The 11,664-nt window shown below is 68.7% G+C and carries 7 protein-coding genes; 3 read left to right on the forward strand and 4 right to left on the reverse strand.

The window, feature by feature from the left end:
* Window positions 1–9: 9 nt before the first annotated feature.
* Entirely contained in the window at window positions 10–696 is a 687-nt protein-coding gene (locus LRR16_RS05925; protein ID WP_006577525.1) for a hydrolase, read from the reverse strand.
* A gap of 460 nt (window positions 697–1,156) precedes the next feature.
* On the opposite strand from LRR16_RS05925, the gene LRR16_RS05930 reads away from it, so the two are divergent.
* The 3 genes from LRR16_RS05930 (at window position 1,157) to LRR16_RS05940 (ending at window position 7,860) form a co-directional block, all read left to right on the forward strand.
* On the forward strand, window positions 1,157–1,771 hold the full coding sequence (locus LRR16_RS05930; protein ID WP_023264666.1) for a response regulator transcription factor: 615 nt from the start codon (window positions 1,157–1,159) through the stop codon (window positions 1,769–1,771).
* A 190-nt stretch (window positions 1,772–1,961) separates the two neighbouring features.
* On the forward strand, window positions 1,962–2,345 hold the full coding sequence (locus LRR16_RS05935) for a hypothetical protein (protein ID WP_232205153.1): 384 nt from the start codon (window positions 1,962–1,964) through the stop codon (window positions 2,343–2,345).
* A 163-nt stretch (window positions 2,346–2,508) separates the two neighbouring features.
* Window positions 2,509–7,860 (forward strand): ATP-binding sensor histidine kinase, encoded by a 5,352-nt coding sequence (locus LRR16_RS05940; protein ID WP_232205154.1) that lies wholly within the window; start codon window positions 2,509–2,511, stop codon window positions 7,858–7,860.
* Between the two features lie 97 nt (window positions 7,861–7,957).
* On the opposite strand, the gene LRR16_RS05945 is transcribed toward LRR16_RS05940, so the two are convergent.
* From LRR16_RS05945 to LRR16_RS05955, 3 genes are all read right to left on the reverse strand, one after another.
* Window positions 7,958–10,267 carry a xanthine dehydrogenase family protein molybdopterin-binding subunit gene (locus LRR16_RS05945; protein WP_232205155.1) on the reverse strand — a complete coding sequence of 770 codons (2,310 nt, stop codon included), beginning with the start codon at window positions 10,265–10,267 and terminating at the stop codon, window positions 7,958–7,960.
* 20 nt (window positions 10,268–10,287) lie between these two features.
* Window positions 10,288–10,758: a (2Fe-2S)-binding protein gene (locus tag LRR16_RS05950; protein WP_232205281.1), complete on the reverse strand. Its 471-nt coding sequence runs from the start codon at window positions 10,756–10,758 to the stop codon at window positions 10,288–10,290.
* Window positions 10,759–11,200: 442 nt separating this feature from the next.
* A complete protein-coding gene (locus LRR16_RS05955; RefSeq protein WP_232205156.1) occupies window positions 11,201–11,662 on the reverse strand; it encodes a RidA family protein in 462 nt (153 codons plus the stop codon).
* Window positions 11,663–11,664: the final 2 nt, after the last annotated feature.

An 11,664-nucleotide genomic window follows, 5' to 3' on the forward strand; every position in this document is an offset into this window, starting at 1 on the left:
GACGGGCGTTCAGCGTGCCGCGACCGGCGCGATCGACTGGTGCGGAGTGGCCGTGCGCTGCTCGGCCTTGTGCACCATCGTGTAGGCGTAGTCCACGCCCATGCCGTAGGCGCCGGAGTGTTCCTTGACCAGCTTCATCACCGCGTCATAGGTGTCGCGGTGCGCCCAGTCGCGCTGCCATTCGAGCAGTACCTGCTGCCAGGTCACCGGCACCACGCCGGCCTGCACCATGCGTTGCATCGCGTAGTCGTGCGCGTCCTTGCTGGTGCCGCCCGAGGCATCGGCCACCATGTAGATCTCGTAGTCGCCCTCGAGCATCGCGCACAGCGCGAACGTGGTATTGCAGACCTCGGTCCACAGGCCGGACACCACGACCTTCTTGCGGCCGTTGGCCTTCAGCGCGTCGCGCACCTTCTGGTCGTCCCAGGAATTCATCGAGGTGCGCTCGAGCGTCTTTGCCTCGGGGAACACGTCCAGGATCTCGGGGAAGGTGTAGCCCGAGAACGACTCGCTCTCGACCGTGGTGATGGTCGTGGGCACGTTGAAGATCTTCGCGGCCTTGGCCAGGCCGACGACGTTGTTCTTCAGCGTCTGCCGATCGATCGACTGCACGCCGAACGCCATCTGCGGCTGCTGGTCGATGATGATCAGCTGGCTGTTCTGCGGGGTCAGGACTTCTAGCTTCGGGTTGGCCATCGGAGGCTCCTTGGAAACGAGGTTAGGACGAAGTGGGACGAGCGGGACGAGTGGGACGAAAAAGGCGGTGCCCGCATTCGCGGTACGCGAAGCGGGGTGGGCGGCACCGAACCGGTGCGCGATCGGCGGGCGCCGGCGATGCAGCCGACAGAAGACTAGACGGCCCAGGCGATGGCCGCCATTGACCGATCGTATTAGTTGCCAGTGGCGCGATGGCGGCAGCGCAGTGCGCGTACCGCGGCCGTCTGCGCGTTCACGGGGACGATGGCGGCGGCACGGGGACCGGTCTGCGGCACTAACACAAAGGTATGGGTGGCCCGCCCGGCGCCGCTATGCTGAAATCGGCCGGTCCACGGGCCGCCTCAACGGCCCTGTCTATAATTCCCGAGATCTGTTCGAGCACACTGGAGGACCGACCGTGACATCCCACAGCGAGGCGCATGCTGCCGGCGGCGAGTCGATGGTGCTGATCGTCGACGACGATGCTGGGTTGCGCAATGCACTGGGCAACCTGTTCCGGTCCGTCGGCATCCGAGTGGCGCTGTTTGGCTCGGCAGCCGAGCTACTCGAGTTCGAGCTTCCCGACCTGCCATGCTGCCTGGTGCTGGATGTTCGCCTGCGCGGCCCCAGCGGCCTGGAACTGCAATCGCGCCTGGTGCAGATGGGCGTTCCCATTCCGATCATCTTCATGACGGGGCATGGCGACATCCCCATGACAGTCGCGGCAATGAAGGCGGGCGCGGTGGATTTCATGTCCAAGCCGTTTCGCGATCAGGATCTGCTCGATGCCGTCACGGCAGCGCTGGACAAGGACCGCGCGCGACGGCAAGGCATGCGCCAGATCGAAGCGATCCGCCGTTACTACGCCACGCTGACACCGCGCGAGGCCGAAGTCATGGGGCTGGCCGTCACTGGGCTGCTGAACAAGCAGATCGCGGCCGAGATCGGCATCAGCGAGGTCACCGTCAAGATCCATCGCGGGCAGGCCATGCGCAAGATGAAGGCCCGGACCTTCGCCGACCTGGTGTTGATGGCCCAGCAACTGGGCATCCGGCAGAGCCTGCCGGTCGGCTGAAGCCGCGCAACGCGTGGCTCCACAGAGGGCGAGACATCAAAATATTTGAATAAAAAGGCCAAACCGCGGTGCTTCTCCCGCCGCGGCCTCCCTCTATAGTTCAGCACATGGACGACGCGACGGCGCAACAAGCCCAAGTGCGGCAGCGTCCGAACCGATTCAAATTCGCTGACTAATGAAGGAGAAAGCCATGCCCAAGAACACCGCCCTGAAGATCGCTTCCGCTCTGCTGCTGTCGTTTGCCGGTGCCGGCATCGCGCAGGCCGCGACGGTCCCCGCCGACAAGTACGGCTACGAGTTCCGCACGCCGCAGGCCTACACCGATGGCGCGCGCACCTTCGATGTGCATAGCGATGGCGCCCGCGGCTTCGACCCGTACACCCAGGGCGCGCGCAAGGCCGACCCGTTTGTCGACGGGGCGCGCAAGGTGGCTGGCCTGGATCGCGTGGGCGTCTCCGCAACGCCGGGCCGTGCGGCCGATGCGTATTCCGACGGTGCCCGCGGCTTCGACGCCTTCAGCGAAGGCGCACGCAGCGTCAATCCCTACCTCGATGGCGCCCGGGCCCAGGCCTGAACCGATGCGGCGGGCCGCGTAAATCGCGGCCGTCGCACACGCTGTCTATAATGGCCGCCCACTCGCAAGCAACGGACGGGAGAAGGGCGGTGATGGATCCAGTGCAGGCAGCCCCGATCGCCCCGGCTGGGGGCGGCGCGGGTCAGTCCAGGAGCGCCGCGCCATGACCTCGCCGAACCGTCCCGAGCGACATTCATCGATCGTGTTCGATGCCGCATGGCTTGCCGCCACGACAGCCCACCGGTTGAGCATGGCGGACGGCGTGGTCAGCGAGCGCCTGTTCGATCCTCGTACCCGGACATACTGGCTGTCCCGCAGCGCCTTGCTGGCATCGGCCGGCGCGCATCGGCAGCTGCAGAACGAACTGCGGCTGGCCCCGCGCCTGCATCCGTCGTGGGCCACCGTACCGATTGCCACCGTCTGGACCGCCGACCGGATGGTGCTGCTATCGGAGGCGCAGCCGTCTTCTCGCACCGCCGCAGCGCGGATCGGTCCCCAACTTTCCATTGCCGCGGTGTTCGAGATCGCCATCGCCGCCGCCCGCGCGTTGGCGGCCATGCACGGGCAGGGGCTGTTGCATGGCGATATCCGCCCGCACAATCTGTTGATCGACGACAGCGGCGCGCTGCGCCTGACAGGCTTCGGCCATGCCGTTCCCGTCGACTTCGGCGGGCAATGGGCGTCCCTAACGGTACCGCAACCGGGCCCCGCCGCGCTGCCGTATCTTGCCCCCGAGCTGGCCCGCGGCGACGCCGCCCGCATCGGCGTGCGCGCCGACTTGTACGCGCTGGGCGTTGCACTGTACGAGTTGCTGATCGGCGCGACCCCGTTCCAGGGGGATTCGCCGGCCGCATGGCATCACGCCCATCTCGCCATCGAACCGGTGCCGCCACAATTTCGCCGCAACGATGTGCCCGGCATGCTGGGCCGCATCGTGCTGAAGCTGCTGGCAAAGGACCCCGCCGACCGCTACGCCAGCGCCGCTTCGTTGGTGTCGGATCTGCTGCGGTTGCGGACCGAATGGGAATCGGCAGGGCGTATTGCGCCGTTCCAGCCCGACGCCACCGTTCCGCCGCCGATCCCGATGCTGCCCGGCCAGCTGTTCGGCCGCGATACCGAGAAGGCACTGCTGACCGAGGCATGGTCGCGCGTGCGCGACAGCGGCAAGTCCGAGCTCGTATTGATCGCGGGCGCCGCGGGTTCGGGCAAATCGGCGCTGGTCGATTGGCTCGGCCGCGAGGCGGGCCTGGATGCGCTGCACTTTGCCAGCGGCAAGAGCGATCAATTGCAGCGCGAGACGCCGTATGCGCCGGTGGTGCAGGCGCTGCGCGCGTTGACGATGGCCTTGCTCGGCGAGGATGAGGCCGTGCTGGCGCCGCTGCGGCAGCGCTGGCTCGACGGGCTCGCGGGCCAGGGCCGCGCGATCGCGCAACTGGTGCCCGAGGCCGAGCACGTGATCGGCGCCACCGCGCCGCTGTCCGAGGTGCCGGCCGCGCAGGCGAGGGCGCGCGTGGACACCGCGATGCTGCGTACCTTCGCAGCCTTCGGCGAGGCTGGCAAACCGCTGGTGCTGTTCATCGACGATCTGCAATGGGCCGACGCCTCGACGGTCAGTCTGCTGGAGGCCTTCACCGCGCAGCCCCCCGACCACGTGCTGCTGATCGGCGCCTGTCGCGAGTCCCCCGCCGGGCCGGGTGCCGGCACCATCGAGCGGCTCGCGGGCCTGCTGCAGCCGGCGCGGCCGGGGATGACGGCGGCAGCGCCGGCAACGCCGATATCCGACGCAACGACGGCCGCAACGACGGCCGCAACGAGCGCCCCGATGGCCGTCAGCCGCATCCAGATCAAGCCGCTGGCGCTTGCCGAGCTGACCGAGCTGGTGGCGGCTGCGCTGGACGAAGCGCCGGCCCGGGTCGCGGAGCTCGCCCGCGCCGTGCGTGCCAAGACCGGTGGCAACCCGTTCTTTACCTACCAGCTGCTGCGCACGCTGATCGACGAAGGGGTGCTGGCCTACGACGGTGCGGCTTCGCTGTGGCAGTGGAACGCGGCCGACCTGGTGCGCCTGCGTTATACCGACAGTGTGATCGACCTGATGATCCGGCGCTTTGCGCGGCTGCCGACCGCCGGCACGCTGCTGCTGCAGCAACTGGCGTGCGTCGGCATACGCTGCGGCGAGGGGCTGCTGGCGCGCATTGCCGGCATCTGTCCGCTGCAGATCGGCCAGCGGCTGCGGCCCTTCGTCGACGCGGGCTTGCTGGACCGGCTGCCCGAGGGCTATGCGTTCCGGCACGATCGCGTGCTGGAGTCGGCGTACTCGATGATCGCGCCGGACCGGCGGCCGGCGATGCACGCGCACATCGCGGCAAGCATGATCGAGCACTGGCAGGATGAGCTGCCTGACTACGCCTTCGAGATCTGCAACCAGATCGAGCGCGCGGGCGACCATCCGCTGACCGGGCAGCAGCGCGCCGCGTTCGTCCATGTCGCGATCGTCGCGGGCCGGCGCGCCAAGCGCGCGGCCGCGATCGAACAGGCCACGCGCTATACCGATGCGGCGTTCCGGCTGATGCCGGCGTCGTGGCGGTCACTGGAAGACCGCTTGCATGACGGTCCGCCTGAGGGTCCGCATGACGCCTCCCATGCGCGGCCCGACGATCGTTCCCCCTACGCGCTGGCCTACGCGGCCAGCGTGCTGCGCTGCGAATGCCTGCTGGCGCAGGCCGATCTCGACGGCGCCCGGCGGGAGATCGATGCGCTGCTGATGCGCGAGCTGCGGCCGATCGACCGGGCCGCCGTGCACCGCGTCGAGGCCGTCCTGCTGACCGTGCGCTGCGATTACGAAGGCGCGATCAATGCGGCGCTGTCCGGGCTCGCGCTGCTCGACGTGCGGTTGCAGCGGGATCCGGCGCGGATTCACCATCGCGCGGCGTACGACGCCGTCGTGGCCGCGCTGGGCGACCGCGCGATCGCGGATCTCGGCGCCTTGCCGGCGACCGACGATCCGCGCATCCGCACGGCGATGGGTCTGTTGTCGACGCTGATCTCGTCGCTGTTCGTGTCCGACGGCATCAGCTTCCTGCATGTGGCCAAGATGGTCGAGCTGACGCTGGAACACGGCGCGACGCCCGAATCGGCCTACGGCCTGTCGTGGTTCGGCGTGTTCGTCGCCAGTCTCTACGATGAATACGACGACGGCCTGGCCTATGGGCTCGCCGCGCTGGCGCTGATCGACCGCCATGGCTACGAGGCAGAGCGCATCGCCACGCTGGTCGCGCTCGACCAGGTCAGCGCCTGGACCCGGCCGCTTCCGTACGCGCTGGAACACGCGCAGCGCGCGGTCGCGCTGGGGCGCGCGTCCGGCGACATCGGCATGGCGTGCTACGCCTGCAACCATATCGCCTCCGACCTGCTGGCGATGGGCGAGCATCTGCGGCTGGTCAAGGAGGAGATCGAGCGCGGTCTCGAACTGACGAGGCTGGTTCAGTACCGCGACATCGAACTGATCCTGCACGCGCAGAGCCACTTCGCGCAGCGCCTGTGCGCCGGCGACGATGCAATGGCCGAGGACGGACCGATGGCGGCGGTGCGGACCAGTGTCAAGGAGCGGCTGCGCCTGAGCAACTCGTTGCCGACGCGCTTCTGGATCTGGCTGTATGACGGCATGGCGGCGGCATACCTGCACGACTGGGAGCACGCGAGCCGCAGCCTGGCGCAGGCTGAAACGTTGATCTGGTCCGCTCCCGCGCATATCAACGTGGCGGATTGCCGCCTGTTTCTGGCGCTGTCGTATGCCCGCGGTCCGGCGGCCGCACTGGATCCCGACGAGGCCATCGCCGCGCTGCAGGGCCAGCGCGAGCGCTTTGCGCAATGGGCTTCGCTCAATGCGCTGACGTTCCAGAGCAAGCTGTCGCTGCTCGATGGCGAGATCGCGCGGCTGCGCGGCGACCCGCTTGCCGCGCTGGTCTGCTACGAGCGCGCCGCCCACGCCGCGCAGGCCGCCGGCTTCGTGCATGAGCAGGCGCTGGCCAACGAACTGGCCGCGATGCTGTGCGAGAGCCACGGTCTGCATACCGCGGCCCGTCAGCACTACCGCGGCGCGCACGACGGCTACAGGCGCTGGGGCGCCGACCACAAGGCGGCACGGTTGCTGGCGCGCTATCCCGATCTCGACGCCGGTTCCGACGGCAAGGCAAGCCCCGTGGTGCGTTCCGGTGCGGCGCTGCCCGCGGCGACGCGCTCTCTCGGTATAGAGGCCGCGCAGGCGCTGTCGGGCGAGGTCGTGATGGACCGGTTGATCGAGACGCTGATGACCAATGTCGTGATGCATGCCGGCGCGCAGTACGGCGTGCTGCTGCTGATGCATGGCGACCGGCCGATGATCGAGGCAACGGCGCGGGTCGCCGATGGACGCGTCGCGGTGACGCTCGCCACCGCCGCGCCGACCCAGTGGGCGTTGCCGCTGACCGTGCTCAATACCGTGCTCAGGACGCAGCGGACGCTGGCGCTGGCCGACGCGGCCGTCGAGGCGCCGTCGATCCGCGAGCGCGCCGGCACCGTCGGGCCGTTGCGGTCGGTGCTGTGCGTGCCGCTGATCCGGGGCGGCGGCTTGATCGGCGCCTTCTATCTGGAGAACAACCTGTCGCCGGGCGTGTTCCATGCCGACTGCATCGCGGAACTGGAGGTACTGGCGCCGCAGGTCGCCATCTCGCTCGAGACCGCGCGGCTCTACGAACAGTTGATCGACGAGAACACGCGCCGGTTGACCGCCGAGATGAACCTGCGCACGGCCCGCGCGGAGCTGGCCCGCACCTCGCACCTGACCGTGATGGGCACCCTCGCCGCGTCCATCGCGCACGAGGTCAATCAGCCGTTGACCGCGATCGTGGCATCGGTCGATGCGAGCCTGCGCTGGCTGAACCGGCCGGCGCCGGAGCTCGGCGAGGTCACCGAAGGGCTCGTCCAGATCAAGCAGAACGGGCTGCGCGCGGCCGACATCATTCGCGCGCTGCGGTCGCTGGCGAAGCAGGCGCCGCCGGTGCTGGCCCACCTGCGGCCGGACGACGTGGTGCGAGAAGTGCTCGAGATGGTGCGGATGGATATCGACGAACGAGATGCCCGCGTCACCGTGCGGCTCGAGGCCGGTGCGGCGACGGTCGAAGGCGACCGGGTGCAGCTGCAGCAGGTCGTGCTGAACCTGATTACCAACGCGCTGGATGCGATCGATGGCACGCCGGCCGAACGGCGCGAACTGATCGTCGCGTCGCGGCGGGAGCGGGGGCAGCAGGGGCAGCAGGATCAGGTGGTGGTCAGCGTGCAGGACCGCGGCGAGGGCATCGCCGCGGACGCCGCCGAACGGATCTTCGATCCGTTCTTCACGACCAAGGCGAACGGCATGGGCATGGGCCTGGCGATCTGCCGCTCGATCGTCGAGGCGCATGGCGGCACGCTGGAGGCGAGGCGGGTCGAGCAGGGCGGCAGCGTATTCGAGTTCCGCCTGCCATTGGTGGCGGGTTAGCGGCGCGGCAGCTGCCGGTCACGCAGCGGCAAAAAAACGCGCGCAAGGCGATCGGCCCTGCGCGCGTTCGTGCTGGTCAGGCGGCAAGCGCCCGGTGCTAGGCGACCGTGCGCACAGGCAGCGAACGGATCCGCTTGCCGGTGGCGGCAAAGATCGCGTTGCACAGCGCCGGTGCGACCGGCGGCACCGGCGGCTCGCCGACGCCGCCCGGCGGCACGTCGTGGCTGCCGTTGACCAGATGGGTGCGCATCACCCGCGGCGAGGCGTGGTGGCGCAGCACCTCGTAGTCGTGGAAATTGCTCTGCTTGACGCGTCCCTTCTCGAAGCTGATCTCGCTGGACAGCGCGAGGCTCAGCCCCATGATCGCGCCGCCTTCGAGCTGCGAGCGGATCCGTTCCGGGTTGATCTGCGGGCCGCAGTCCATCGCCATGTCGACGGCGACGACCTGCACCTCGCCCTTGTCATTGACGGCGACCTCGATCACCGCGGCCGTATAGCTCATGAAGCTGTAGCAGAAGGCCAGGCCCAGGCCATGCCCGCGCGGCAGCTTGCGGCCCCAGCGCGCGCCGCGCGTGGCGGCCTCGATCACGTCGCGCAGCCTGCCCGTGTCATAGGGATAGCGCTCCGGCGATTCGGTGTAGTTCCAGCTGTCCGCCATCGTGCGCGGATCGATCTTGCGCGCCGGGCCGATCAGGTCCAGCGCGAACTGCTTGTGATCCTTGCCGGCGCGATGGGCGAGCTCGGCGATGAAGCACTGCGCCGCAAATGCGTGCGGGATATTGGACACCGAGCGGAACCAGCCGATGCGCGCGTGGGCCTCGACTTCGGCGGTCTCGACGCGGACGTTCGGAATCCGGTACGGCATGTTGATGGCCGACATCCCCAGCTCGAACGGCTGCTGGCCCTTGGCCCCCGCCGTAAACAGCGAGCCGATGGTCGGCGCGGCGCTGCGGTGCAGCCAGGTCTGCGGGCGCCCGTCCTTGCCGACCACCGCCTCGAGCCGCTCCACCGACACGGTGTGCAGGTAGTCGTGATGGATGTCGTCCTCGCGTGTCCATACCAGCTTGACCGGCGTGCCGGGCATGGCCTGGGCCACGACCGCGGCCTCGTCGACGAAGTCGGGCTTGGACTTGCGGCCGAAGCCGCCGCCCAGCAGCACCACGTTGACGCGCACGTCCTTGGGCTCGAGCTTGAGCCGCTTGGCGACGCCGGTCTGGGCGGCGACTGGATTCTGGACCGACGTCCATACCTCGGCGGTCTTGCCGCTGACGCGCACCGTCGCCACCGGCGGTTCCATCGAAGCATGGGCCAGGTGAGGCACGTAGTACTCGGCCGCGTAGCGCTCGGTCTCGGCGCTCTTGTTCCAGGCGGCCGGCGCATCGCCCTGGTTGCGCACCACCTTGCCGGGTTGCCGCGCCGCGGCCTCCAGCGTGCGGCGATAGGCGACCGAGTCGTAACCGGCATTGGGGCCGTCGTCCCACTCGATCTCGAGCGCGGCCCGGCCCTGCATCGCGGCCCAGGTATTGCGCGCGACCACGGCGACGCCGCCGAGCGGCTGAAACGCGGGCGCGCCGCTGAACGGCGGAATCTCCACGACCTTAAGCACGCCCGGTACGGCCAGCGCCTTGTCGGCACGAACCGCGCGCGCCTTGCCGCCGACCACCGGCGGCCGGGCGACCACGGCGTAGACCATACCGGGCAGGCGCACGTCCATGCCATAGGTGGCCTGGCCCTTGCCGATCGCTTCCAGATCGACCATGCGCACGCGGTCCTTGCCGATGTAGCGGAACTGGTCGGGGGTCTTCAGCTTGAGCGTGCCTTGCGCGGGGACCGGCTGCTTCGCGGCGCCGGCAGCGAGCTCGCCATAGGGCAGGCGCCGGCCCGTCGGCAGGTGGACCACCTCATGCCGTTGCGCGCGGACCTCGCCGACCGGCACCGACCAGCGCGCCGCGGCGGCGGCCTCCAGCATCTGCCGCGCCGCCGCACCGACACGCCGCATCGGCATCAGGAAATGCCGCACGCTGCGCGAACCGTCGACGTTCTGGTTGCCGTAGCGCGTCTCGTTGGCCTCGGCCTGGACGATCTTCACGCGGTCCCAGTTCGCCTCCATCTCGTCGGCGACCACCATCGGCAGGCTGGTCCGCACGCCGGTGCCCATCTCGGCGCGATGCGCGACGATGGTCACCGTGCCATCGGCGGCGATCGAGACGAATACCAGCGGATCGGACACCGTGCCGCCCGGCATCGAGTCCGCGCCATATTTCTTTGGCGCGTCGTCGTCGGCGCGGGCCAGGCCGATGACGCCATTGGCGCCGACGACCAGCGACAGCGTGCCGAGCGCGGTCCCTTGCAGGAAGCCGCGGCGCGAAAGGTTCGGGGTCACGGTCGAGGTCATCGTCGAGGTCATGGTCCGCTCGTTCGCGCGCATCACTTGCCTCCCTTGGCCAGTTCGCCGGCCGCCTGCTTGATCGCCGCGCGGATCCGTGGATAGGTGCCGCAGCGGCAGATGTTGCCGCTCATCGCTTCGTCGATCTGGCGTTCGTTCGGCGCGGGCGTCGTCTTCAGCAGGCTGACCGCCGACATGATCTGGCCGGCCTGGCAATAGCCGCACTGAGCTACATTGTTCTCTACCCAGGCCTTCTGCACGGCGCGGCCGACGCGATCGGCTTCCACGCCTTCGATCGTTGTGATAGCGTGCCCGTCCGCGGCGGAGACCGCGGTAATGCAGGCGCGAATCGGCGAGCCGTCCATATGCACCGTGCAGGCGCCGCACAGTGCCATGCCGCAGCCGAATTTGGTGCCGGTCATGCCGAGCTCGTCGCGCAATACCCATAGCAGCGGGGTGTCGCCCGGAACGTCGATTTCCTTGATCTGGCCATTGAGTTGGAGGCGTGCCATGGCGGAATAGAGGTCGGTGGGGTAGGGTTCGAGGAATGATTGTCGGAGCCCGGGCAGCGACGGCATGCGCCCGGATTGCGCTCCGGCGCAATGATATTCGCATATGGCGTTTCCCGCATCGTGCGCAATCGGCAAGCACTGATGCGTCGGCTCGCCGGACTACTTCGAAGCGCACGGCCTGCCGACCTCGGCCGAAGACCTGCTGCGGCACAACCTTGCCGAACCCTATCTGCGCGACGGGCGCCTGCGCAGCGTGATGGCGGCCCATTGCCCCAGGTTTCCGGGGCTGTTCGCCTACTATCCGAACCGCCGCAATGCGTCGAAGGCGTTGACGCTCGTGATCGACGCGATCCGGTGGCGGGATGGAAACGGATCGCGGCAACGCGGAAAGCGGGGCCGGCTGGTGCCGTGCCCCGCTTTCAATACCACGGACGGGACCCGCTCAGGGCTTGACCGCGATCGCGCCGATCTCCACCGCCACATCGCGCGGCAGCCGGGCCACCTGCACCGTCGCGCGCGCCGGCGTGACGCCGGTGAAGTAGGTCCCGTAGACCTCGTTCATCTTGGCGAAGTCGTTCAGGTCCTTCATATAGACCGTGGTCGAGACGACGTTGGCCATCGTCATTCCGTCGGCCGCCAGCACTGCCTTCAGGTTGTCGAGCACCAGCCGGGTCTGCGCCTCGATCGGCGCGTCCTTCATCAATTCTCCGGTCTTCGGATGAATCGGGATCTGCCCGGCCAGGTACAGCACATTGCCGGCGCGGACCGCCTGCGAATAGGGCCCGATGGCCTTGGGCGCATCGGGCGACGAGACGGCGCGCAATGCGCCGCCTTGCTGGGCGCAGGCGGACAGCGATGCCACGCCGCAAAGCGCGGCGGCAATCAAAGCGATCGATCGTTTCATGG

It is taken from the genome of Cupriavidus sp. UGS-1 (assembly GCF_021213615.1).
Taxonomy (GTDB): Bacteria; Pseudomonadota; Gammaproteobacteria; order Burkholderiales; family Burkholderiaceae; genus Cupriavidus.

Coding starts and splice junctions, on each gene's coding strand:
- LRR16_RS05925 (WP_006577525.1), bottom strand. CDS start 696: ATGGCCAACCCGAAGCTAGAAGTCCTGACCCCGCAGAACAGCCAGCTG.
- LRR16_RS05930 (WP_023264666.1), top strand. CDS start 1,157: ATGGTGCTGATCGTCGACGACGATGCTGGGTTGCGCAATGCACTGGGC.
- LRR16_RS05935 (WP_232205153.1), top strand. CDS start 1,962: ATGCCCAAGAACACCGCCCTGAAGATCGCTTCCGCTCTGCTGCTGTCG.
- LRR16_RS05940 (WP_232205154.1), top strand. CDS start 2,509: ATGACCTCGCCGAACCGTCCCGAGCGACATTCATCGATCGTGTTCGAT.
- LRR16_RS05945 (WP_232205155.1), bottom strand. CDS start 10,267: ATGACCTCGACGATGACCTCGACCGTGACCCCGAACCTTTCGCGCCGC.
- LRR16_RS05950 (WP_232205281.1), bottom strand. CDS start 10,758: ATGGCACGCCTCCAACTCAATGGCCAGATCAAGGAAATCGACGTTCCG.
- LRR16_RS05955 (WP_232205156.1), bottom strand. CDS start 11,662: ATGAAACGATCGATCGCTTTGATTGCCGCCGCGCTTTGCGGCGTGGCA.